Here is a 24,369-nt window from a genome sequence, read left to right as displayed (position 1 = left end):
GTTCCCCGCGGCGCGAGCCGCGCATTACTGTCGGCTTATGGCGCCACAAAAGACAAGCACCGCAGAACATCTCCGCAACGCGCTGGACGGCCGGTGGCGTGACGTCAGAAACCGGATGCGGACGACGCTGACCGAGGACCTGTTCCGCCCGCACTACACCCCCAACACGGTGATCGCCCGCACCAAGGTGGCGGAGCAGATGAGGATCATGGCGGCGTTCGGCGCGGCCGCCGACAGCTTCCGCAAAGAACATGGCGGCACCGGCGACGTCGGCGCGGCGATCACGATGATCGAGATGCTGGCGATGTCGGACCTCTCGCTGATGGTGAAGGCCGGGGTGCAGTGGGGGCTGTTCGGCGGTGCCGTGGAGAACCTGGGCACCGAGCGCCACCACGAGACCTACGTGCCCAAGATCATCAGCCTGGAATTGCGCGGCTGTTTCGCGATGACCGAGACCGGGCACGGCAGCGACGTGCAGTCGCTGGAGACCACCGCGACCTACGACGCCGAGACGCAGGAGTTCGTCATCGACTCCCCCACCCCGTCGGCGCGCAAGGACTACATCGGGGGCGCGGCCGAAACCGCAACCATGGCAGCGGTTTTCGCGCAACTGATCACCACCGAGGACGGCAAGCCGGTCAATCACGGCGTGCACTGCGTGCTGGTCCCGATCCGCGACGAGGACGGCAACGACCTGCCCGGGATCACCACGTCGGACTGCGAATACAAGGGCGGGCTGCCCGGGGTGGACAACGGCCGCATCGTGTTCGACCACGTTCGCGTCCCGCGGGTGAACCTGTTGAACAAGTACGGCGATGTCGCCCCCGACGGCACCTACAGCTCGCCGATCGAGAACCCCAACCGCCGGTTCTTCACCATGCTGGGCACTTTGGTGCGCGGCCGGATCACCGTGGGCGGCAGCGCCGGCGCCGCCGGCCGGGTGGCGCTGGACATCGCGACCCGGTATGCGTTGCAGCGCAGGCAGTTCAGCGCCCCCGACGACGGTTCCGAGGTGCTGATCATGGACTACCTGGTGCACCAGCGGCGGCTGTTCCCGCTGATCGCGAAGTCCTACGCCCTGCAGTTCGCGCAGAACGAACTGGTCAGCAAATGTCATGACGTCCAGAGCGCCGACGCACCCGACGCCGACGAGCAACGCGAGCTCGAAGCCCGCGCGGCCGGGCTAAAGGCCGCCAACACCTGGCATGCCAGCCGCGCGATCCAGGAATCCCGCGAGGCGTGCGGCGGCGCGGGCTACATGGCCGAGAACAGGTTGATCGGGCTGCGCGGTGACACCGACGTCTTCACCACGTTCGAGGGCGACAATCACGTGCTGACCCAGCTGGTGGCCAAGGAACTGCTGACCGCGTACGCCGACGACATCAAGAGCATGAGCCCGGTCGAATGGGTGCGCTTTGCCGCCAACACCGTCGGTGAACGCGTCATCAAACGCACTGCGGCGGAAGCGATTATCCAAACGATCGTGGACTCCCGCCAGGACAGCGAGGAAGAGGGCAGCCTGTTCAATCGCGGCACGCAGATCAAGATGTTCGAAGACCGCGAGGAATACCTGCTGGCGTCGGTGGCGCGCCGGCTGCAGGCGAAATCCAAAGAGATGTCGGAATTCGACGCGTTCAACTCGGTGCAGGACCACGTGCTGCACGCGGCGAGCGCCCACATCGACCGCGTGGTGCTCGAAGCGTTCGTCGCCGGGATCGACGGCTGCGCGAACGAGGAGGCCCGCGAGCTGTTGGGGATCCTGTGCGACCTGTACGCGTTGTCGGTGATCGAGGACGACAAGGCGTGGTACATCGAGCACCGGTACCTGTCCACCGAGCGCGCCAAGGCCGTCACGCGGGGAATCAACGACCGCTGCCGGGCGCTGCGCCCGCACGCCGCGACACTGGTCGACGGCTTCGGGGTTCCCGAGCAACTGCGTTACGCCGAGATGCTGCACCCGGAGAACTTGGCGGACGCCGTCACAAGCTGACAGGCGAAGCCGATCGGCGTCGTCGAAGCCCTTGGCCCGACGGGTTATTGGTTGGGAACCTTGCCGACGGTTTGCAGCTTGCCGTCCGGGCCGATCCGGAACTTCACCGTCCCGATCCCGCTGGGACAGCACAGCTGATCATTTCCCTTCTGCCACTGGTACTGAACGGTCACGGTGTCATCCGAGGGCGGCAGCACGGTGATGTACGGCTTTGGGTTCGGGGTGGCGGTCCCGAGCGGCCTGTTGTGGTCGAAGAAGAGCAGCTGCTGGGGAGTCGACTCATTCGCGATCGTGGGGATGATCTGCACCCACGACAACCGGCAGTTGCGGGTATGGCCGCGCCCGATTTCAACCCAGATGGTGCCGGGGATCGCGATGGGGACCGCGGTGATCGCCTGGCGCACGGTGTCGGCGGTCGGCCCGTCGGAGGCCTTGCAGGTGTCGGGCTTGGCCTGCGGTGGCGTGGGCGCTTTGCCGCCGCAACCACAGGCCAGCAAAACCAGCACGATCACAGTGAGCCGACGCACGCGGTGAGCTTAGCGAAGACTGTGAATGTTCCGTCGGTTTGGTCGGAAAGCCCGTTCTGAGAAGCGTCGTGCGGGGTGCGCGACGTAACCTCGTGCGGGGCGGGTGGTCAACGGTGACCTGCGGTAACGCGATCCCCCGCCGCGAATTCCCCCGGCGATTTCACATTGGCGTGTCGGCCGGTGAGAGAAGAAAGTAAACGGGGGGAAATTTCGGGGAGCGGCGGCGAAACATGCCTGCTCCACAATGAACTCACTCGATACGGAGCTAACCCGTACGCACTCGACGGAGGGACGTGAGCGTGGCCACGGAGTCCATGGCGGAGGAGAACGCCGTGAACACCATGTGCGCGTATTGCGGCGTCGGTTGCGGCATGGTGTTGCAGATCACAACGGACCCGGAAACGGGTCGCGGTCACGTCACCAAGTCGGTTGGCAACAAAGAACATCCGGCCAACTTCGGCCGGCTGTGCACCAAGGGCGCCACCACCGCGGACATGCTGGGCGCCCCCGGCCGCATGGACTCGGCGTACGTGCGCACCGATCGCGGCGAACCGCTGCAGGCCATCGACACGGATCAGGCGATCACCCAGTGCGCGAGACGGTTACGGGCGATCATCGACGAACACGGCGCGGACGCGTTCGCGATGTACGTGTCCGGCCAGATGTCCATCGAGGCGCAGTACCTGGCGAACAAGCTGACCAAGGGGTTCATCGGCACCAACCAGATCGAGTCGAACTCGCGACTGTGCATGGCCAGTGCGGGTTCTGGCTACAAGCTTTCGCTGGGCGCCGACGGCCCCCCGGGTTCGTATCAGGACTTCGAACACGCCGACGTCTTCTTCGTCATCGGCGCCAACATGGCGGACTGCCACCCGATCCTTTTCCTGCGCATGATGGACCGCGTCAAGGCCGGCGCAAAACTGATCGTCGTCGACCCGCGCCGCACGGCGACCGCCGACAAGGCGGACCTCTTCCTGCAGATCGCCCCGGGGTCGGATCTGGCGCTGCTCAATGGCCTGCTGCACCTGATCGTCGAGAACGGCCACACCGACCCCGAATTCATCGCCGAGTTCACCGAGGGCTGGGAGGTGATGCCCAGCTTCCTGGCGCAGTACACCCCCGCCAAGGTCAGCGAAATATCCGGCATCCCCGAAGACGACATCCGCGCCGCGGCCCAGATGATCGGCGAGGCCGACAATTTCGTGAGCTGCTGGACGATGGGGCTCAACCAGAGCACCCACGGCACCTGGAACACCAACGCCATCTGCAACCTGCATCTGGCCACTGGGGCCATCTGCAAGCCCGGCAGCGGTCCCTTCTCCCTCACCGGGCAGCCCAACGCGATGGGTGGCCGCGAGATGGGTTACATGGGACCGGGCCTGCCGGGGCAGCGGTCGGTCGCCTCGGCCGAGGACCGCGAGTTCGTCGAAGACCTGTGGGGCGTCCCCCGCGGAACGCTGCGCACCGAGGTCGGCACCGGCACCATCGACATGTTCTCCCGAATGGCCGCCGGACAGATCAAGGCGTGCTGGATCGTCTGCACCAATCCCGTTGCCTCCGTTGCCAACCGCAAGACGGTGCTGGCCGGACTGGAGCGCGCCGAATTGGTGATGGTCCAGGACGCGTTCCTCGAGACGGAGACCACCGAATACGCCGACGTGTTATTGCCAGCGGCCCTGTGGGCGGAGTCTGAGGGGGTGATGGTCAATTCCGAGCGCAACATGACGCTGTTCCAGCCGGCGGTCCCCGCACCGAGTCACGCGATGCCGGACTGGCAAATCATCGCCCGGATCGCCTGCGAGATGGGCTTTTCGGAGGCGTTCAGTTACGACTCCGCCGAGGAGGTCTTCGAGGAAATCAAGCGGTTCTCGAACCCGAAGACCGGTTACGACCTGCGCGGGATCAGCTACGAGCGGTTGCGCCGGAGTCCGGTGCAGTGGCCGTGCGCGCCGGACAGCGAGGCCGATCGCAACCCGATCCGCTATCTGAACGACGGTGTCAGCCAATCACAGTTGGTCCGCGACGACGGCACGGTGCCGCGACTGGCCTTTCCGACCCCGAGCGGCCGTGCGGCGTTCTTCGCCCGCCCGCACCTGCTGCCCGAGGAGATGCCGGACGACGACTACCCGTTCCTGCTGAACACCGGCCGGCTGCCGCACCAATGGCACACCATGACCAAGACCGGCAAGGTCGCCAAGCTCAACAAGCTCAACCCCGGACCGTTCGTCGAGATCCACCCCGACGACGCCGCGAGGCTTGATATCGCCGACGACGATCCGATCGAAATCGCTTCTCGCCGCGGCCGCGCGGTGCTGCCCGCGGTCGTCAGCGATCGGGTGCGTCCGGGCAACTGCTTCGCGCCGTTCCACTGGAACGATGCCTTCGGCGAGTACCTGTCGATCAACGCCGTCACCAACGACGCCGTCGACCCGATCTCGAACCAGCCCGAATTCAAGGCGTGCGCCGTCACCTTGACGAAAGTAGCTGTCTCCCAACCCGATCCGGACACCACGACGACGGCGAACACCGACGCACCGGACGCCGCGGCCAGGGAGGTACGAGAAATCAGCGTGCCCCAACTCGACACCCTGGGCGAATTGCTCGGCGTCACAACACTGCCCAAGCCGGAATTCAACGAACTCGGCCGCGCCTACCTCGCCGGGATGCTGACCGGGCTCCGCTCGGACGCCGGCCGCCGCGCCGCCGGGGTGCCGACCTTGCCGCCGAGCGCGCCGTTCGATTCCGGCACCCGGTTGTGGGTGGACGGCCTACTGGCGGGATTGTTCTCGCGCGCCGACGGACCCAAGCCGGTGGCGCTGCCCGTGGCGCCCCCATCGGCTCCGGCGCCGGCCGTTGGGCAGCCGCCCGTCGCGCCGGCCGGCCCCCCACCCGCGCCCGAGCGCGCTCCCGTCGTGGTGCTGTGGGCGTCGCAGACGGGGACTGCGGAGGAGCTCGCCGCCGACATCGCCGCCCGACTGGCCGACGCCAAGCTGCCGGTCTCATTGCACAGCATGGACGACTTCCCGGTGGCCGAGCTGACGAAAACGCGGGAGCTATTGCTCATCACCAGCACCACCGGTGACGGCGACGCGCCCGACAACGGTGCCGGCCTGTGGCGGGCGCTGACGTCCGAGACCGCGCCGCGATTCACCGATACCCGCTACGCCGTGCTCGCGCTGGGCGACTCCAATTACGACGACTTCTGCGGCCACGGACGCAATCTCGACGCGCGGCTCGCCGAGCTGGGCGCGACCCGCCTCACCGGCCGGGTCGACTGCGAACCCGACTACGACGACTCCGCGGCGAAGTGGCTTGGCGACATCATCGACGCCCTGACCCGGACCCCCACCTCCGTCGGTGGCGACGGCAGGGCGGCGGCGCCGGCCCGCGCCTCCACGGTGGTGGCGCCGTCGCGCCCGGGCCCGCCCGCGCCGAGCACGTACAGCAAGAAGCATCCGCTGATCACCGGCATGGTCCGCAACACCGTGCTGAGTCGGCCGAAATCGGCAAAAGACGTGCGGCACTTGGTTTTCGACCTGCCGGAAGAAACCGTGACCTACGAGGCCGGTGACGCGCTCGGGGTGTGGCCGCGCAACAGCGACCAGCTGGTCGACGAATGGCTGTCCGTCACCGGGCTGGACGCGCAGACACCCGTCGAGGTCGGCGAGCACGGGCTGATGTCGTTGCGCTCGGCGCTGACCGAGCGCATCGAAATCGCCCACATCAGCCGGGACCTGGTGCGGTTCGTGCAGGAGCGCACGGGCGATGCGAAACTCGCGGAGCTGCTGAAGCCGGAAAACAAGCGCGCCCTGGCGGATTGGTCGTGGGGCCGGCAATCCATCGACCTGCTGGCGCAGCTGCCGGTCATCGCGTCGGCCCACGAGTGGCTGCGAGTGCTCAAACGCCTTCAGCCGCGGCTGTACTCGATCTCATCGAGCCCGAAAGAGTGCCCGGGCGAGGTTCACCTGACGGTCTCACCGGTGCGCTACAACTTCCAGGGCGTCCCGCGCCGCGGGGTGTGTTCGACCTACCTCGCCGACCGTTCCCCTGGCGATCGAGTCGCCGTGTACCTGCAGTCGTCGAGCAATTTCCGCCCGCCGAGCGACCCGGACACGCCGATGATCATGATCGGTCCGGGCACCGGCATCGCGCCCTTCCGCGGCTTTCTGCAGGAGCGGCGCGCGCTCGGCCACACCGGACCCAACTGGTTGTTCTTCGGCGAGCAACATGCCGCCACCGACTACTACTACCGCGACGAACTCGAACAGATGCGTGACGACGGCTTTCTCACCGAGTTGGACCTCGCGTTCTCCCGGGACCAGCAGCAAAAGGTCTACGTGCAGCACCTGATGCGCAACCGCGGCGCGCAGCTGTGGAGCTGGTTGCAGGACGGCGCCCAGCTCTACGTCTGCGGCACCGCCGACCCGATGGCCAAGGACGTCGACCGCGCGCTGTGCGACATCGCGGCCGAATTCGGCAACCTCGACCCGGACGCGGCGCAGGCGTACGTGCAAGGGCTCAGCGCCGACAAGCGCTACCACCGCGACGTCTACTAGCGCCGATCCGCCGCTGACATCGAACTTGTAATACGGCGGAAACATCGCGCATCCGCCGATGAAACATCCGCGTCGCACCATGCACTCAGAAGGTCGCGCACCTGAAGGGGTCGTCGTATGACTCGGGACTGTGATGGACCCGATCGGGTCCTCGAGAACGGCTGCCCGCTGCGATGCCGCCTACGACGCGTCGGCGTGACGGAGGAGCGGGTGGATTGGGCGGGGCTGCCCGTCAACCTGGACTTCGCGTTCTCGCGCGATCAGCGCGACAAGGTTTACGCCCAGCACCTGATGCGCAGGCGCTTGTGCGTCTGCGAGATCGCCGCCGAGCAGGCTCCTTTGGCTGCGACGAAACAAAACCTCGAATATTCCTGAATCCCTTGGGTTCACGAAACCGTGGCTTTGGCTGGCCGTCCGCGCCGGAGCTATAAGGGCAACATCGGGGCGACGCAAGGTTTTCATTCACGCCGACCCTAATCGTGCTTGACAGATTGGGATTTCAAATTCTGGTTAGACTCTGCGGGTGACAAACAGGCCGTCGTCATACCTGGTGTTGGCGTCGCAGCGCAGCGGCAGCACGCTGCTGGTCGAATCGCTGCGCGCGACCGGCGTGGCCGGCGAGCCGCAGGAGTTCTTTCAGTATTTGCCGGCCACCAGCCAGTCGCCACAGCCACGGGAGTGGTTCGCCGGCGTCGACGACGAGTCGATCCTGAATCTGCTTGACCCGCTGGACGCCGGGACCCCGGACCTCGCGCCGCCCGAGATCTGGCGCGCCTACATCCGTACGGTCGGACGGACGCCGAACGGGGTGTGGGGCGGCAAGCTGATGTGGAACCAGACACCGCTGCTGCTCGACCGCGCCAAGAACCTGCCGGACCGAAGCGGCGACGGCCTGCTCGCGGCCATCCGCGACGTGGTGGGCGAAGACCCGCTACTGATTCACGTCTACCGGCCCGACGTGATTTCGCAGGCGGTGTCCTTCTGGCGCGCGGTGCAGACCCGCGTCTGGCGGGGCAGGCCCGACCCGGCCCGCGACGCACGCGCCACCTACCACGCCGGGGCGATCGCTCACGTGGTCACCATGCTGCGCGCGCAAGAAGAGGGCTGGCGGAACTGGTTCGCCCAGGAGGGCATCACGCCCATGGAGATTCCGTATCCGGTGTTGTGGCGCAACCTCACCCAGGTGGTGGCCTCCATCCTCGAGGCGCTGGGTCTCGACCCGCAGCTGGCGCCGGAGCCGGTGCTCGAACGCCAGGCCGACCATCGCTCCGACGAGTGGGTGGACCGCTACCGTGCCGACGCCGAGAAGCGCGGCCTGCCAACCTGATCGACCGCCCCGGGCGAGCTAAATTCTGCCCGAGTCAATCACTTGGACGCGCCGGACCCACGGGCCACGATTCCCCTCAACGGGATGCGGCTGCGCAAGCCGCCACTGTCGCCCGGGGAGTCGCGTGAGGAGTGGCCATCGTGGGTGAGGGCGTGCCAGAGGACGACGCGCTGCGGGGACCGCGCTGGACCGCGAGGCTCGGCGCGATATCGGTGGACTGGTGGGCGACCGCGGTGGCCGGCGCCATCGTCGCGCTGGCGGTGGCCGACGTGCTTCCGAAGGTTCCGTGGTGACCGGCGTGAGCACGGTGCGCGTCGAGCCCGGCGAAGCATCTGCCGAAACCACGTTCACCAGTACCCGTCCGCTCGACTATGTCCCGGGCATCCTGCTGCTGATCGGCGTCGGGGTGCTGGGCAAGTACGCCCAGATCTGGTGGAACGCGCTGGCCAAACACGAGCACTGGACGGTGCCCGACATCGAATACGTGTTGTGGGCGATCGTGATTGGGCTGCTCATCACCAATACCGTTGGCCTGCACCCGATCTTTCGCTCCGGCGTGCTGACCTACGAATTCTGGCTCAAGGTCGGCATCGTGGCGCTCGGTTCGCGTTTCGTGCTGGGCGACATCGCCAAGCTCGGCGGGATCAGCCTGGTGCAGATCCTGGTGGACATGACGATCGCGGGGACGATCATCATCGTCGTGGCCCGCGCGTTCGGGTTGTCGGGCAAGCTCGGCTCGTTGTTGGCGATCGGCACGTCGATCTGCGGGGTGTCGGCGATCGTGGCGGCCAAGGGCGCGATCCGGGCCCGCAATTCCGATGTCAGCTACGCGATCGCGGCGATCCTGGCGCTGGGCGCGGTGTCACTGTTCGTGTTGCCGCCGCTGGGCCACGCGATCGGGCTCACCGATCACGAATTCGGTTTGTGGGCAGGGCTTTCCGTGGACAACACCGCCGAAACCACCGCCACGGGCTACCTGTACTCCGACCACGCCGGCAAGATCGCGGTGCTGGTGAAGTCGACCCGCAACGCGCTGATCGGTTTCGTCGTGCTGGGCTTCGCGCTGTATTGGGCCGCGCGCGGGCAGGCCGACGAGATCGCGCGGGGCGCCAATGCCAAGGCCGCGTTCGTCTGGAACAAATTCCCGAAATTCGTGCTCGGCTTCCTGGCGGTGTCGGCGATCGCCACCGCCGGCTGGCTGACCAAAGGCCAAACCGCCAACCTCGCCAACGTGTCGAAATGGGCGTTCCTGCTGACCTTTGCTGGCGTGGGCCTCAACACCGATATCCGTCAGATCGCGCGCACCGGCTGGCGCCCGCTGGTCGTCGCGGTCATCGGGCTGACGGTCGTCGCCACCGTCTCCCTCGGCATCGTGCTGCTGACGTCGCGGCTGCTCGGGTGGGGTGTCAGCGCCTAGGCACGGCGCCGACACATGCGGAGACCCTCGCGCCGAGCCGATCGAAGCGATGACCAGCCCAGACGGCGCGGATCCCGGCTGAGCCCAACGGGCGAAAACCTCGCCTGTCCTATAGTGGACGCATGCAACACTCCGTACAGCTGCGCTTTGTCCCGTCGCGCGTCGCGGACTGTTCGTGTCGCTGTTGTTGATCCGCACGCCTCTGACACTGTAGAAATCCGCGCGCTAGCCCATGTCAGGGCGGTTTCGGTGTATTTGTCCGGCGGCGTCAAGACGCGGGCTCACGGAGATTTTCAGGAAAATTAGCGACCGATGACCGTATCGTCCGAGCCGATTCACGCCCTGGCGGGAGCTAGCCGCAGCGGCCCTGATCAGGCTCGACTCGATTATGCGGCGCTAGCCATCCCGACCGAGATGAACATAGAGTTCGATATTAGCTGGCAGGCTGAGAGGCCTGGTCCTACATCGTTGGAGACAAAAGGTAGATGAGCATCGCCGAGAACGTCACGGAACTGATCGGAAACACCCCGCTGGTCCGGCTCAACAGGGTCACCGACGGTGCGGTCGCCGACGTCGTCGCCAAGCTGGAATTCTTCAACCCGGGAAACAGCGTCAAGGACCGCATCGGGGTCGCGATGATCGACGCGGCCGAAAAGGCGGGCGTGATCAAGCCGGACACGATCATTCTCGAACCGACGAGCGGGAACACCGGCATCGCGCTGGCGCTGGTGGCGGCCGCACGCGGCTACCGCTGCGTGTTGACCATGCCGGAGACGATGAGCGTCGAGCGGCGAATGTTGTTGCGCGCGTTGGGCGCCGAGATCGTCTTGACACCCGGTCCGGAGGGCATGCCGGGCGCCATCGCCAAGGCCGAGGAATTGGCCAAGAGCGACCAACGGTACTTCGTGCCGCAGCAGTTCGAGAACCCGGCCAACCCCGAAATCCACCGTAAGACAACGGCGGAGGAAGTCTGGCGCGACACCGACGGCAAGGTGGACATCTTCGTCGCCGGGGTCGGGACCGGCGGCACCCTCACCGGGGTGGCTCAGGTCATCAAAGAACGTAAGCCCTCCGCACAATTCATCGCCGTCGAGCCGGAGGGGTCCCCGGTGCTCTCCGGTGGACAGAAAGGGCCGCACCCCATCCAGGGCCTCGGCGCCGGTTTCGTCCCGCCGGTGCTGGCGATGGATCTGGTGGACGAGGTCATCACCGTCGGCAACGAAGAGTCGATGACGTTGGCCCGGCGGCTGGCCGCCGAAGAGGGACTGCTGGTCGGCATCTCCTCGGGGGCCGCGCTGGCGGCCGCGCTGAAGGTCGCCCGCCGCCCGGAAAACGCCGGAAAGCTCATCGTCGTCGTGCTGCCCGACTTCGGCGAGCGCTACCTGAGCACGCCGCTGTTCGCCGACCTGGCCGATTAGTCATGCTCGACGCCATTCGCACCGACATCCGGGCCGCCAGGGAGCGAGACCCCGCCGCCCCGACCACGCTGCAGGTGATCTTCGCCTATCCCGGGGTGCACGCCATCTGGCTTCACCGCATCAACCACTGGCTGTGGCTGCGCGGGGCGAGGCTGATCGCGCGCATCACCGCCGAGATCACCAGGATCCTGACCGGCGTCGAGATTCACCCCGGCGCCGTCCTGGGGCCCGGGCTGTTCATCGATCACGCCACCGGCGTGGTGATCGGCGAGACCGCCGAGGTCGGCGAGGACGTGACGATCTACCACGGCGTCACCCTCGGCGGCAGCGGCAGGGACACCGGCAAGCGCCATCCCACCATCGGCGACCGGGTGATCATCGGCGCGGGCGCAAAGGTCTTGGGCGCGATAAAAATCGGCGACGACAGCCGCATCGGCGCCAACGCCGTGGTGGTCAAAGAGGTTCCGTCCAGCGCGGTGGTCATCGGGGTGCCCGGACAGGTCATCAGCCGTAGCCGTCCCGGCAGTCCGGATGACTCGATGATGCCCGATCTCGTCGGTGTCAGCCTGCAGTCGCTGCTGACCCGGGTGACCAAACTCGAGGCCCGGGCGGACGGCGCGCAGACCAACCACGTCATCCGGCCCCCCGAAGCCGGAGTCTGGTACGGCGAGGACTTCTCCATCTGATTCTTCGGCGATGAACTCGGCAGAGTATTACTCACGCTGACGTTAACTCCGCCCCGGAATGCATTGCCGCGCTGAGCGTTGCACAGTGGGTTATGGACACGATGCACGACGGCGTCCCGACGGCAGATTCCGCGGCCCGGTCATGACCGAGCTGCATCTGGCCGTGGGGCTCGACGGCTACGGGTGGCACCCCCACGCGTGGCGATACGCCTTCGCGCACAACGCAACCGGCGGCGGGCAACTCAGCGGGCGATACTGGGCCGCGCTGGCCGCCACCGCCGAACGTGGCCTGCTGGACTTCCTGACCATCGACGACAGCCTGGATGCGCAGCCGGGCCGCCGGCCCGAGATCTCGCCGCGGCGCCTGGCGGGGCGCGCCGACGCCACGCTCGTGGCCGCGCGCATCGCGCCGGTCACCGCACACATCGGACTCATCCCCGTCGCGACGGTCACCCACACCGAGCCGTTCCATGTCTCGAAAGCGATTGCGACGCTTGACCATATTTCGCACGGCCGGGCCGGCTGGCAGGTGCGGGTGAGCGCGACGGCACACGAGGCGGCGCTGTTCGGCCGGCGATCCGCCCCCGACGGCGACGAACTTTTCCGCGAGGCCGCCGACGCCGTGGAGGTGGTGCGCCGCCTCTGGGACAGCTGGGAGGACGGCGCCGTCATCCGTGACGTGGCGACCGGCCGCTACATCGATCGCGACAAGCTGCACTACATCGACTTCGCCGGCGAGCACTTCTCGGTCAAGGGACCGTCCATCACCCCGCGCCCTCCCCAGGGCCAGCCGGTGGTGGCGGCGCTGGCGCACGCGCCGCGCGTCTACGAATTCGCCGCCGCCAGCGCCGACCTGGTGTTCGTCACCCCACGCGACGAGGAATCGCTGCGCGCGATCCTGGCCGAGGTCGGCCACGCGCAGCGTGCGGCGGGCCGCACGATCCAGGCCTACGCCGATCTGGTGGTGTCGCTGGGTGAGGATCCGCTGACGCCGGGCGCGGCCATCTCCTCCGACGCGCACGTCTTCCGTGGCCGCGCAAGCGATTTGGCGGAGCTGCTGCTCGCCTGGCAGGACGCCGGGGTCGACGGGGTGCGGCTGCGGCCCGCGGTCAACGCGATCGACCTGCCCGCGATCGTCGACGACCTGGTGCCGCTGCTGCAGCGCGCCGGGCGGTTCCGCACCCGCTACCGCGAGGGCGAGACGCTGCGCGACCGCCTCGGCCTGGCGCCCGCCCCCAACCGCTACGCGACGGCGCCGTCATGAGCCTCACTCCCCTGTCGATCCTGGACCTGGCACCCATCAGCGCCGGCAGCGACGCCGCGACGGCGCTGCGCAACACCATCGACCTGGCCCAGCACGCCGAACAATGGGGCTACAAGCGTTACTGGCTCGCCGAGCACCACTTCGTCGCGGTGGCCAGCTCGTCACCGGTGACGCTGATCGGCCAGATCGCCGCGGCCACCGAACGCATTCACGTCGGATCGGCCGCCGTGCAGGCCGGCCACACGACGGCGCTTGCCGTGGTGGAAAGCTTCGGCATCCTCGACGCGTTGCATCCCGGCCGCATCGACATGGGCCTGGGCCGCTCCGGGCAGCGGCGGCAAGAGGCCGCGACCTCGCGCGCCCCCCAGCCCGACCGCGCGCCCGAGCCGTGGCGGGACGTCGACGGCCCGCTCGTCCCCACACCGTTCGACCAAACCCCGCTGATGAGATCCGAACGGATGCGGGCGCAGGCGTCGGTGCTCGCCCAACCGTGCGCGCAGCCGGCGGATTTCGCCGACCAGGTCGCCGACATTGAAGCGATGCTGGACGGCACCTACGCCGTCGACGGCCATCAGCTGCGGGCGGTTCCCGGCGAACACGCGCAGCTGACACCGTGGATCTTCGGCAGCACCAAGGGACAGAGCGCCGAGGTGGCCGGCGCCCGCGGGCTTCCGTTCGTCGCCAGTTACCACATCACCCCCGGCACCGCGCTCGACGCGATCACCGCGTACCGCAACGCCTTCCGCCCCTCCGCCCGGCTGGCGCGGCCGTACGTGGTGGTGTCGGCCGACGTCGTGGTCGCCGAGGACAGCGCCACCGCGCGCTACCTCGCGTCCAGTTACGGCCACTGGGTGTATTCCATTCGTAGCGGCCGGGGCGCGATCCCCTACCCGGATCCCGACTTCTGCGAACCCCTGACCGAGGCCCAGCAGGCATTGGTGGCCGACCGCACTTCAACACAATTCGTCGGCAACCCCGATGAGGTCGCCGACCGGCTCGAGCTGCTGCGCCGGGTCACCGGCGCCGACGAACTGGTCATCACGTCCGTCACCCACCGGCACGCCGACCGGCTGCGCTCGCATGAACTGATCGCCAAACGATGGGGGCTGACCGGATGACCGTTCGAGATGCGGGACAGCGCAAGCAGATACACCTGGGCGCCCACTTCCCCGGGGTGAACAACACGACGGTGTGGTCGGATCCGAGCGCGGGCAGCCAGATCGCGTTCGAATCGTTTGTGCACCTTGCCCAGACCGCCGAGCGGGGGCTGTTCGACTTCTTCTTCCTTGCCGAGGGGCTGCGGCTGCGCGAGCACCGCGGCAAAATCCACGACCTCGACGTCGTCGGCCGTCCCGACACGTTCACCGTGCTGGCCGCGCTCGCCGCGGTGACCGACCGACTCGGCCTGGCCGGCACCATCAACACCACCTTCAACGAACCCTTCGAGGTGGCAAGGCAATTCGCGACGCTGGACCACCTCTCCGACGGGCGTGCGGCGTGGAACATGGTCACCTCCTCCGACGCGTTCACCGGGGAGAACTTCCGCCGCGGCGGATTCCTCGCCCACGCCGACCGATACCACCGGGCCGAGGAGTTCATCCGCGTCGCGCGCAAGTTCTGGGACAGCTGGGCACCCGACGCCGTGATCGCCGACGTCGACGCCGGCACCTACGCCGACCCGACGCGCATCCACGTCGTCGACCATTTCGGTCCGCAGTTCGGCGTCCACGGCGTGGCCGCGCTGCCCGCCGGGCCGCAAGGCCACCCCGTGCTGCTGCAGGCCGGTGACTCCAGCGACGGCCGCGACTTCGGCGCCAGGCACGCCGACGCCCTGTTCACGCTGCACGGTTCGCTCGAGGCGGGGCAGCGCTACTACGCCGACGTGAAGGGCCGCGCCGCCGCCCACGGGCGCGACCCCGACCAGCTCAAGGTCCTGCCCGGCGCGACGTTCGCGCTGGGAGACACCCCCGACGAGGCGCAGGACAACGCGCGCCACATCCGCGAGCAGCAGGTCAGCGGTCCGACCGCGATCGCTTTCCTCGAGCAGGTGTGGGGCGTGGACCTGTCGGCCTACGATCCCGACGGACCCCTGCCCGACGTCGACCCCGTCGAGAACCCGAACATCACGAGGGGACGCGTCCGGCACGGCGATCCCACGACGGTCGCCCAAACCTGGCGGGCGCGAGCGGAGGCCGAAAACCTCTCGATCCGGGAGCTGATCATCGAGGTGACCAGCCGCCAGCAGTTCGTCGGAACGCCGCAGCAGGTGGCCGCCGAGATCGACCGCTACGTGCAGTCGGACGCCTGCGACGGCTTCATCCTGGTGCCGCACCTGACGCCGCACGGCCTCGACGAGTTCGTCGACAAGGTGGTCCCGCTGCTGCAGGAGCGCGGCAGCTTCCGCACCGAGTACCGCGGCCACACGCTGCGCGAGCATCTGGGTTTGTCGCCGACGCCGGGATGGGCGGGAAATCCGGCCGGTATCGCGAGCGGGCAGTGACGGCCGGGCGGCCCGCTGAATTTTGCTGCTCCCCCGCCTGGACTCGAACCAGGAACCCTTCGGTTAACAGCCGAATGCTCTGCCAATTGAGCTACAGGGGACTAACCCGATCGCGGGACGACTCTAGCGTACTGGCACGACCGCGCCCAACTGGCGCGGGTCGCCACCGTCTCACCCGGTCGACCGCGCACGCACCCCACCCGGTGAGGCAGGATGGAGCCATCGATAGTCGGGAGGAACGCTTTGATCCGGTATGTCGTGGTGCTGGGACTGGGTTACGTGCTGGGCTCGAAAGCCGGTCGTCGGCGATACGAGCAGATCGTCGGCACCTATCGAGCGCTGACCAGCAGCCCGGTGGCCAAGTCGATGATCGAGGGGGGACGCCGCAAGATCGCGAACCGGATCTCCCCGGACGCCGGCTTTGTCACGCTGGCGCAGATCGACGACCAAACCGCCATCATGGAACGCGACGTCGAGCCGCTGCCCGACGAGGAGCTCGAGACCTCTACTCGTCGCCGCTAGCCTGCTCCAGCAGGCTGCGCCGGTAGGCCTCCATCGCTACCAGGTCGCCGAACAACGCGTGATACTCGTCGCCCTGTTCGATCGGCGACATGCGCTGCAACTTCGACTTCACCTCGGCGATCTGCCGGCCCATCCACACCTCTTGCAGGCGGGCCAGCACGCCGGCGATGTAGCGCGGCATTTTCTCCTCGTCGACCTGGATGGCCTCGACGCCCAGCTCGCTGATCAGCGCGGCCGTCAAGGGCGACGACGCCCGATCGCGCACCACCTCGAGCCACTGCGCCCCGGTGACCCCGCTCGACGTGCCGCCTGCGGTCTCGATCGCCGCGCGGATGGCGGCGTAGCCGGGGTGGGTGAAGCTCTCGACGGTCAGCGTGTCGAAGACCGGGCCGGCCAGCGCCGGATACTGCAACGCCGACTTGAGTGCCTCCCGTTGGGGCCACAGGGTGGGGTCGCGGGGGTCGGGACGGCTGGCCGCGGCATGGGCCGCGGCGGCGGGTTGCTCCGCGCGCCGCGACGCCTTGGGTCCGGCGCCGCCGCGGGCCGGGATTTTGGCGTTCTTGGATTGGCCGCGCACCCGGTCGATGACCTGCGCGACGTCGTCCCAGCCGACCCACCCGGCGAGCTGGCGGGCGTACTCGTCGCGCAGCGTGGGGTCCTTGATCTGGCCCACCATGGGCACGCAGCGCCGCAGCGCGGCCACCCGGCCCTCGGCGCTGTCCAGGTCCATCTCGGCGAGCGCCGACCGGATTGCGAACTCGAACAACGGCGTTCGCCGGGCCACCAGGTCGCGCAGGGCGCCGTCGCCGGACTTCAGCCGGAGATCGCAGGGGTCCATGCCGTCCGGCGCGACGGCCACGAACGACTGCCCCGCCAGGTTCTGCTCGCCGCCGAACGCCTTGAGGGCGGCGGCCCGCCCGGCCGCGTCGCCGTCGAACACGTAGATCAGCTCGCCGCGAAAGAAGCTGTCGTCCATCATCAGTCGGCGCAGCATCGCCAGGTGCTCGTCGCCGAACGCGGTGCCGCACGACGCCACGGCGGTGGTGACCCCGGCCAGATGCATCGCCATCACGTCGGTGTAGCCCTCCACGACGACGGCCTGATGGCCCTTGGCGATGTCGCGTTTGGCCAAGTCGATGCCGAACATCACGTTCGACTTCTTGTACAGCAGCGTCTCCGGGGTGTTGATGTACTTGGCTTCCATCGGGTCGTCGTCGAAGAGCCGCCGGGCGCCGAAACCGATCACCTCGCCGGCCGAGGAACGGATGGGCCACAGCAGGCGGCGGTGGAAGCGGTCCATCGGCCCGCGGCGCCCCTGCCGCGACAGGCCCGCCGCTTCCAGCTCTTTGAACTCGAAACCCTTGCGCACCAAGTGCTTTGTCAGTGAGTCCCATCCCGACGGCGCGAACCCGCAACCGAAGTGACGGGCCGCCTCGGCATCGAAGTTGCGCTCGGTCAGATACTGCCGTGCCGGCGCCGCCTCGTCGGATTCCAGCGCCGCGGCGTAGAACTCTGCCGCGGCCGCGTTGGCCGCGACGAGCCGGCTTCGGCTGCCGCGGTCGCGCTGCACGCTGGTCGCCGGGCCGGAGTAGGTGATGGTGTGACCGATCCGGTCGGCGAGCAGCTCGACCGCCTCGACGAAGCTGACGTGCTCGATCTTCTGGATGAAGGCGTACACGTCGCCGCCCTCGCCGCAGCCGAAGCAGTGGAAGTGGCCGTGGTTGGGGCGGACGTGAAACGACGGCGACTTCTCGTCGTGAAACGGACACAGCCCCTTGAGCGAATCCGCGCCCGCGCGCCGCAACTGCACGTAATCGCCGACCACTTCGTCGATGCGCACCCGCTCGCGGATGGCGGCGATGTCGCGGTCCGGAATCCGGCCGCGGCCCCGGGCGCGCGCGTCGCCGTCGCTCCGTGAACTTGCCGGGCTTGACATCGGCTCAGTCTAAGCGCGCGGCGGCGAACGCTATCCCGTTCCGATGACGCCGCACGCGACGCGATCCATCGCGTTCTCGGTGTCCTGGGCGCCGTGCAGCATCAGCGCGGTCTTGGTACCGGCCAGCAGGTCGTCCCGGGTGAACGAATCGGTGGTGGTGACCAGGTAGGCCGCGCCGTCCTGGCGCACCTCGAGCGTCGCCAGGTCGCCGCTCTCGGGCTTGCCGGTGTGGCCGGGCGCCTGGTAGTGGCCGCCGGCGGACAAGAAGTTGCCCGGCGCACCGCCGGTGGGGGCCACCGAGTTCGGCTCGCACTTGCCGATCTCGTGGACGTGCAGGCCGTGCAGGCCGGGGGTCAGGATGCCGGTCGCCACCGTCTTGACGGTGACGGTCACATAGTTGCCGGTGAAGTCGAAGGTCGCGGTGGCCGCCGTCCGGCCGTCGGGTGTCTTCAACTCCGCGCTGAGCGAGCCGCCGGCGGGTGCCGGGGTCGTCGCCTCCCCGGAGGACGTCGGTGCGGCGGTTTTCACCGGCGGGGTGGTGCCCGGCTGGCTGCTCTCGTGCTGCGGTGAACTGCAGGCGGTCATGGCGACGACGGGAAGCCCCATCAGAAGGGAGGCCATCAAAGGCGAGCCGCTGAATTTCTTCATGTCGGGCAGCCTAACTCGCGGCGGCCGCGCCGATCCCCGGGCCGGACGAGTTGCGCCCCCCGACCCGCTACGGGCCGGCCTGGCGGGCGTCGATCCGTTCCAGCCGGCCCTCGGTGTAGGAGGCGATTTGATCGACGATGACCCGCCACCGGGCGCCGTCGTCGGCCGCGGTGTTGAAGGCCGCAGCGAAGACCGGGTCGAGGGTTCGGGGGGCTCCCGCGTACAGCCAGTGGGCCACCCGGTGGATGCGCTCACGCTGACCGGCCTGGGTTTCCTGATGGCGCGGGTCGGACATGATGAACTGCAGCGCCAGGATTTTCAGCAGCGCGACCTCGGCCCGCACCAGATCGGGAACCTGCAGCTCGGCCCGGTAGCGCACCAACGGTCCGGGTCCGGCCGCCGCGCGGGTGGTGGCGATGGCGGCCGAGGCGAACCTCCCGACCAGCTCGCTGGTCAGCCGCTTGAGCGCGACCGACGCCGCGAGCGTGGCGTCGTACTTGCCCACGGCGGCGACCACCGGCAGCGCCGACAGCCGTCGCGCGGCCGCCATGAAATCGTCGGCGCGCACCCGGGAAAATTCGGTCTCGCCGAGTTTGGCCAGCGCGGCCGCCTCGTCGTCGTCGGCCAGCACCCGCAGGTCGATGCGTTGGGAGACGACGCCGTCCTCCACGTCGTGCACCGAATAGGCCACGTCGTCGGCCCAGTCCATCACCTGCGCCTCCAGGCACATCCGGCCCTCCGGGCCGCCCGCGCGCATCCAGGCCGCCGCCTCGCGGTCGGCGTCGTAGAACCCGAACTTGCGCGCCGCGCTCCCATGGCCTTCGCCGCGGAACCACGGGTATTTGGTGACCGCGTCCAGCGACGCGCGAGTCAGGTTCAGACCCGCGCTGTTGCCTTGGGCGTCAAGCACTTTGGGCTCGAGGCTGGTCAGGATTCGGAAATTCTGGGCGTTGCCCTCGAAGCCGCCATAGTTCGCCGCGACCTCGTCGAGGGCGCGCTCGCCGTTGTGGCCGTAGGGCGGGTGGCCGATGTCGTGGGCCAGGCCGGCCAGGTCGACCAGGTCGAGGTCGCAGCCCAGGCCGACGGCCATTCCCCGCCCGATCTGGGCGACCTCGAGGGAGTGCGTCAGCCGGGTGCGCGGCGTGTCCCCTTCCCGCGGCCCGACGACCTGGGTCTTGTCGGCCAGCCGGCGCAGGGCGGCGCTGTGCAGCACCCGGGCGCGGTCGCGGGCGAAGTCGGTGCGGTGCTGACCTTCGGTGCCCGGCAGACCCGCGGTCTTCGCGGCTTCGGTCACCCGTCGCTGACGGTCGAAGTCGTCGTAGGGGTCGCGCTGATTCCTGGTCACCGACGCACAGTCTGCCAGGGAATGCCCGCCCAAGTCCGGCTCGACTCGGGCCCGCTGGCGTGTGTCGGCCGGGGCCGCGCCTGACCGCCCCACTCCTCAGCAGGCCTACTGGCCTGCATCGTCGCGGGGCTAGATTGGCCTTATGCGTTGCACCGCTCGCCTGCTCGCCGTGCTCGCGATGCTCCTGACGGTCGGCCTCGGCGGCGGGCTGCTGTCGGCACCGGCCGCCGGCGCGCAACCATCATTCCGGTTGGCCGACTACGTCACCGACAACGCGGGGGCCCTGTCGGATTCCGGTCGCAGCACCGTCACCGCCGCCGTCAACAAGCTCTACACCGACCGCCACATCCGGCTCTGGGTGGTCTACGTCGACGACTTCTCCGGGCAGAGCCCGACCGGGTGGGCACAAGGCACCGTGCGCGCCAGCGACCTGGGCGGCTACGACGCGCTGCTGGCCGTCGCGACCACCAGCCGCGCCTACGCCTTCCTGGTGCCGTCCACCATCAAGAGCGTCAACGCCGGTCAGGTCGACAGCTTGCGGCGCAACAAGATCGAACCCGCCCTGCACAACGGTGACTGGAGCGGCGCCGCGGTGGCCGCGGCGGACGGGCTCGACGCGTCGCCCGGTTCGTCGGGGCGGGTGATCCTGCTGGCCACGCTGGCGGGCATTCTCATCGCGCTGGCCGGCCTGCTGCTGGTGATGCGTCATCGCGGGCAGCGCCGACGGGCCGCGGCGTTGGCGGCCGCGCGGCGCGTCGACCCCACCGACGTCGACGCGCTCGCCGCGCTGCCGCTGCAGACGCTCGACGACCTGTCCCGCGCGCTGGTGGTGGACGTCGACAACGCGCTACGCACCAGCGCCAACGAATTGGACCTGGCGGTCGGCGAATTCGGCGAAGAGCGCACCCGACCCTTCACGAGCGCGGTGGCCAACGCCAAAGCGGCTCTGTCCCAAGCGTTCACGGTGCGCCAACAACTCGACGACTCCACACCGGAAACACCCGCCCAGCGGCGCGAACTGCTCACCCAGGTGATCGTCTCGGCGGCGCGGGCCGACCGCGAGCTGGAGTCACAGACCGAGGCCTTCGAGAAGCTGCGCGACCTCGTGATCAACGCCGCGTCGCGGCTGGATGCGCTGACGCGGCAGTACGTGGAACTCACCACCCGTCTGGCGCCGGCGGAGCAACGGCTGGCGGCGCTGCACCACGACTTCAGCGCTGCCGCACTGACTTCGGTGTCCGGCAATGTCACGACGGCCAAGGAGCGGCTGGCGTTCGCCGACCGCAACATCGGCACCGCCCGTGAGCTGGCCGCCCACGCCGTCACCGGTGGGCAGGCCGGCTTGGTCGATGCGGTCCGGGCCGCCGAGTCCGCCCTCGGGCAGGCGCGGGCGCTGCTCGACGCGGTGGACAACGCGGCCAGCGACATTCAGCACGCGATCGACGGGCTGCCGTCGGCCGTCGCCGACACCAAGGATGACATCGCACGCGCCAACGAACTGCTGCAGAAAAAACCCACGCGCAGCGGCGATTTGGTGGCGGCCCGCGACGCGGCCACCAGGGCCGTCGAGAGCGCCCGCGCCGGCGGATCCGAAGATCCGCTGGCCGCCTTCGGACAGGTGACCAAGGCCGACGCCGCGCTCAACGGGCTGCTGGCCACCCTGGCCGAGGAACAGGCCACCGCCGAGCGACTCAACCGATCACTGGAACAGGCCTTGTTCACCGCGCAATCGCGGGTGCGCGCGGTGTCCGACTACATCGACACGCGCCGCGGCAGCGTCGGCCCCGACGCCCGCACCCGGCTGGCCGAGGCCAAGCGCCACCTGCAGGCCGCGCAGGACAAGGGCGCGACGAACCCGAACGAAGCGATCGCCCACGCCAATGCGGCGTCGACGCTGGCCGCTCACGCTCAGTCACTGGCGAACGACGACGTGCAGGCGATGCAGCGCGCCTACACGCGTGGCGGCGGCAGTGACATGGGCGCGATGCTCGGCGGCATCATCATCGGCGACCTGCTCAGCGGGGGGATGCGGGGCGGATTCGGCGGCTGGAGCCCGACGTCGTTCGGTGGCTCGCCGGGTTCTTCCGACGGCGGGTTCATGGGTGGTGGCGGCCGATTCTGACGCGCCGCGCGCGGTGACCGCGGCGGCTTTCGGTTCTCTACCTACCGGTCTTCAGCCGGCGGCCGGGGAATGCGGGATCACGCCCACGGGCCGTGCCCCGGCTTCGCCTTCCCACCCGCTCCAGACGCCGTCGGCGACCGCCGTCGGGCGGGGCGCGTCGAGTGTCTCCTCCGTGGTGTCGGCGCTCGCGTCCGACTTCGGCGCCCAGTGGTCGTAGTCGTCGGGCGGAACGACCACCCCCCACTTGAGTGGGACCGATAAACCGCCGAGCACACCGCACTCACCGCGTACTGCCGCCACCGTGTCATCGGGTAACGGCGAACCGAGAGGCAAAAGCACCCCTGCCCCCTTCCACAGCCGATCTAAGCGTTCGGGCGCTGTGGCGAACCTATTTACACCAACCGGTGACATCGTAAGACAAACCGAAGAAAATATGCGGGAATTGCCAATTTTCCTTAATTTGAGCGTGTATCGGACCACGCGGGCCTCTCGCCGACCGGTAAGGGGACCGCCGCGCGGGCCACGCGGGCCGGCGACACCGGGGAACTCGGGCGCCATCCCGGACGATCGGCCGTCGATTCCTACGGACAAACTCCTTGCCGCACAGCACGTTAGGTTAAACCGTCGTGATCGGATCGAGCGGTCGGCCGCGGGTGCGCAGGGGGTCCGGCTCCGCGCTTCCCGCTCGGGGCAACGCATGCGAGCGCGCGTTGTTACGGGACGAATTATATGAATTCGCATATTGCGGTACGGCGTTGCTTGGCCGCCCCGGCCAACCTAGTCGGAATTTCCGGTTTCTCACGCAGTGCACTCCATGCACATCCGCAACAGCGGCACCGCGATTATCGGGTTCGCGGCACCACTTTGGGCCGTGACCGCACCACCTCCGCCTTGGTGCCGCGCTTGTCCCCCTCGGGCCCCTTGTCGCCCACCGGCATGGCCGTCATCGGCACGCCGTTACCCGACCCGGCCGCGGCCGACGTCGCCGCGGGCGCTCCGGTGGCCACACCCGACACCGCCGGTGCGGGCACGTACGCCGGCATCGACCCTTGCCACGCCGCGGGCACCGACATCGCCCCGACGAACCGCGCGGTCCCCAGGCCCGCCGACGCGACGCCCAGCGCGCCCAGCCCCCCGCCCGCCAGCGGTTGCAGGTCGGACAGCACGCTATGGGCGCTGCGCGGGGCCTCGGCGGCGGCCACGTTGGTGGCGCTGAGCAATATCGGCGCCGGCGCCGCCGGCGCCGCGGCCGCCACCGGGCCGGTGCTCTGGGCCAGCGCCACCATGGGCGGCATCAGCGCGCCGGCCGGGTACATGCCGGCCTGGGCCACCGTCGTCAAGGTCGCCACCGGCGTCGAGGTCATCAACGACGTCAGCGACGAGACCGCCGGGGAGAGCGCCATGAACACCGACTGCAGCTGCGACGCGAACGCGGTCCCCAGCGAGGACAAGCCCTGGAAAAACTGGGACGCGAGCGTCAGAGGCGCCGTCACCAGGTCGGCCAGGCCCGCCAGGCCCGCGGACGCCGCGCCGCCGCCGAGACCCGCGGGCGGCGGGGTGAACGCCGGCAACGTCTCCACCAGCGTTTGGGCCCCCGCGTGATAGCCCACCATCGCGGCCACATCCTGCGCCCACATCTCGACGTACTCCAGCTCGGTCTGCGCGATCGCCGCCGTGTTCTGGCCGAAGAAGTTGGTCGCGATCAGGATCAGCAACCGGGCACGATTCGCCAGCACCGCCGGCAGCGGCACCGTCGCGACCACCGCCCCCTCGAACGCCAGCGCCGCCAGCCGGGCCCGGATCGCGGCCACCTCCGCCTCCGCGGCGGCGATCAGCAGCCATTGCACGTAGGGCGCCGCGGCGGCCGTCATCGATGCCGACGAAGGACCCGTCCAGGGGCCCGCCGCCAGGTCCGTCACCACGGTGTTGAACGAGGCCGCCGAGGACGACAGCTCCGCCGCCAGTCCGTCCCACGCGGAGGCCGCCTCGAATAGAGGTCCAGCACCGGGGCCGCCGACTATCAAGGCCGAGTTGATTTCCGGAGGGAAGAACAAAAACGCGGGAATCATCCACACCCCAACCGACCGAGTCAACGGCTCCAGCGACAGACG

The 24,369-nt window shown here is 68.8% G+C and carries 19 protein-coding genes and 1 tRNA gene; 13 read left to right on the top strand and 7 right to left on the bottom strand.

What is annotated here, in order from left to right; translation table 11 throughout:
• Window positions 1-37 precede the first annotated feature (37 nt).
• Window positions 38-1,990, top strand: coding sequence for an acyl-CoA dehydrogenase family protein (locus K883_RS17770; protein WP_014379818.1), 1,953 nt, complete (start codon window positions 38-40; stop codon window positions 1,988-1,990).
• Window positions 1,991-2,034: 44 nt separating this feature from the next.
• On the opposite strand, the gene K883_RS17765 is transcribed toward K883_RS17770, so the two are convergent.
• Window positions 2,035-2,502: an LppP/LprE family lipoprotein gene (locus K883_RS17765; protein ID WP_008255654.1), complete on the bottom strand. Its 468-nt coding sequence runs from the start codon at window positions 2,500-2,502 to the stop codon at window positions 2,035-2,037.
• Window positions 2,503-2,831: 329 nt separating this feature from the next.
• Here K883_RS17765 and K883_RS17760 point away from each other — a divergent pair, with 329 nt between their 5' ends.
• From K883_RS17760 to K883_RS17720, 10 genes are all read left to right on the top strand, one after another.
• Window positions 2,832-7,073, top strand: coding sequence for a bifunctional nitrate reductase/sulfite reductase flavoprotein subunit alpha (locus tag K883_RS17760; RefSeq protein ID WP_014379817.1), 4,242 nt, complete (start codon window positions 2,832-2,834; stop codon window positions 7,071-7,073).
• Window positions 7,074-7,190: 117 nt separating this feature from the next.
• Window positions 7,191-7,448 carry a hypothetical protein gene (locus K883_RS17755; RefSeq protein WP_369798898.1) on the top strand — a complete coding sequence of 86 codons (258 nt, stop codon included), beginning with the start codon at window positions 7,191-7,193 and terminating at the stop codon, window positions 7,446-7,448.
• 148 nt (window positions 7,449-7,596) lie between these two features.
• Complete coding sequence (locus K883_RS17750) at window positions 7,597-8,400, top strand: trehalose 2-sulfotransferase (protein ID WP_008255650.1); 804 nt, start codon at window positions 7,597-7,599, stop codon at window positions 8,398-8,400.
• Window positions 8,401-8,540: 140 nt separating this feature from the next.
• Window positions 8,541-8,693: a hypothetical protein gene (locus tag K883_RS27930; RefSeq protein WP_162130882.1), complete on the top strand. Its 153-nt coding sequence runs from the start codon at window positions 8,541-8,543 to the stop codon at window positions 8,691-8,693.
• Complete coding sequence (locus K883_RS17745) at window positions 8,687-9,817, top strand: YeiH family protein (protein ID WP_008255648.1); 1,131 nt, start codon at window positions 8,687-8,689, stop codon at window positions 9,815-9,817. Before K883_RS27930 ends, K883_RS17745 begins: the two co-directional genes overlap by 7 nt.
• Before the next feature lie 485 nt (window positions 9,818-10,302).
• On the top strand, window positions 10,303-11,235 hold the full coding sequence (gene cysK / locus K883_RS17740; protein WP_008255646.1) for a cysteine synthase A: 933 nt from the start codon (window positions 10,303-10,305) through the stop codon (window positions 11,233-11,235).
• Window positions 11,236-11,237: 2 nt separating this feature from the next.
• Entirely contained in the window at window positions 11,238-11,921 is a 684-nt protein-coding gene (cysE, locus tag K883_RS17735; protein ID WP_008255645.1) for a serine O-acetyltransferase, read from the top strand.
• Between the two features lie 142 nt (window positions 11,922-12,063).
• Window positions 12,064-13,185, top strand: a complete 1,122-nt coding sequence (locus K883_RS17730) for an LLM class flavin-dependent oxidoreductase (RefSeq protein WP_036455092.1) — start codon at window positions 12,064-12,066, stop codon at window positions 13,183-13,185.
• Window positions 13,182-14,303 (top strand): LLM class flavin-dependent oxidoreductase, encoded by a 1,122-nt coding sequence (locus K883_RS17725; RefSeq protein WP_036455091.1) that lies wholly within the window; start codon window positions 13,182-13,184, stop codon window positions 14,301-14,303. The genes K883_RS17730 and K883_RS17725 overlap by 4 nt, the downstream gene beginning before the upstream one ends.
• Window positions 14,300-15,685 (top strand): NtaA/DmoA family FMN-dependent monooxygenase, encoded by a 1,386-nt coding sequence (locus tag K883_RS17720; RefSeq protein ID WP_008255635.1) that lies wholly within the window; start codon window positions 14,300-14,302, stop codon window positions 15,683-15,685. The genes K883_RS17725 and K883_RS17720 overlap by 4 nt, the downstream gene beginning before the upstream one ends.
• 28 nt (window positions 15,686-15,713) lie before the next feature.
• On the opposite strand, the gene K883_RS17715 is transcribed toward K883_RS17720, so the two are convergent.
• Window positions 15,714-15,786 (bottom strand) — tRNA-Asn (locus tag K883_RS17715).
• 142 nt (window positions 15,787-15,928) lie between these two features.
• On the opposite strand from K883_RS17715, the gene K883_RS17710 reads away from it, so the two are divergent.
• Window positions 15,929-16,207, top strand: coding sequence for a hypothetical protein (locus tag K883_RS17710; RefSeq protein ID WP_009953068.1), 279 nt, complete (start codon window positions 15,929-15,931; stop codon window positions 16,205-16,207).
• Here K883_RS17710 and dnaG read toward each other — a convergent pair.
• The 3 genes from dnaG to K883_RS17695 all read right to left on the bottom strand — a co-directional run bounded on the left by dnaG (window position 16,191) and on the right by K883_RS17695 (window position 20,136).
• Window positions 16,191-18,143 (bottom strand): DNA primase, encoded by a 1,953-nt coding sequence (dnaG, locus tag K883_RS17705; protein ID WP_014382309.1) that lies wholly within the window; start codon window positions 18,141-18,143, stop codon window positions 16,191-16,193. The genes K883_RS17710 and dnaG overlap by 17 nt on opposite strands.
• Window positions 18,144-18,173: 30 nt before the next feature.
• Window positions 18,174-18,791, bottom strand: coding sequence for a superoxide dismutase[Cu-Zn] (locus tag K883_RS17700; RefSeq protein WP_008255630.1), 618 nt, complete (start codon window positions 18,789-18,791; stop codon window positions 18,174-18,176).
• 67 nt (window positions 18,792-18,858) lie between these two features.
• Window positions 18,859-20,136, bottom strand: coding sequence for a deoxyguanosinetriphosphate triphosphohydrolase (locus K883_RS17695; protein WP_014382307.1), 1,278 nt, complete (start codon window positions 20,134-20,136; stop codon window positions 18,859-18,861).
• A 142-nt stretch (window positions 20,137-20,278) separates the two neighbouring features.
• On the opposite strand from K883_RS17695, the gene K883_RS17690 reads away from it, so the two are divergent.
• A complete protein-coding gene (locus K883_RS17690) occupies window positions 20,279-22,258 on the top strand; it encodes a TPM domain-containing protein (RefSeq protein ID WP_036455089.1) in 1,980 nt (659 codons plus the stop codon).
• A gap of 51 nt (window positions 22,259-22,309) precedes the next feature.
• Here the strand turns inward: K883_RS17690 and K883_RS28580 are convergent, their stop codons facing one another.
• A complete protein-coding gene (locus K883_RS28580; RefSeq protein WP_369798897.1) occupies window positions 22,310-22,597 on the bottom strand; it encodes a hypothetical protein in 288 nt (95 codons plus the stop codon).
• Window positions 22,598-23,100: 503 nt separating this feature from the next.
• A complete protein-coding gene (locus tag K883_RS17680) occupies window positions 23,101-24,327 on the bottom strand; it encodes a PPE family protein (protein WP_014382304.1) in 1,227 nt (408 codons plus the stop codon).
• Between the last annotated feature and the right edge of the window lie 42 nt (window positions 24,328-24,369).

It is taken from the genome of Mycobacterium sp. TKK-01-0059 (assembly GCF_000709305.1).
Taxonomy (GTDB): domain Bacteria; phylum Actinomycetota; class Actinomycetes; order Mycobacteriales; family Mycobacteriaceae; genus Mycobacterium; species Mycobacterium intracellulare.
Note: the sequence above shows the minus strand (reverse complement) of the source record. Positions and strands in the feature narration are given on the sequence as shown.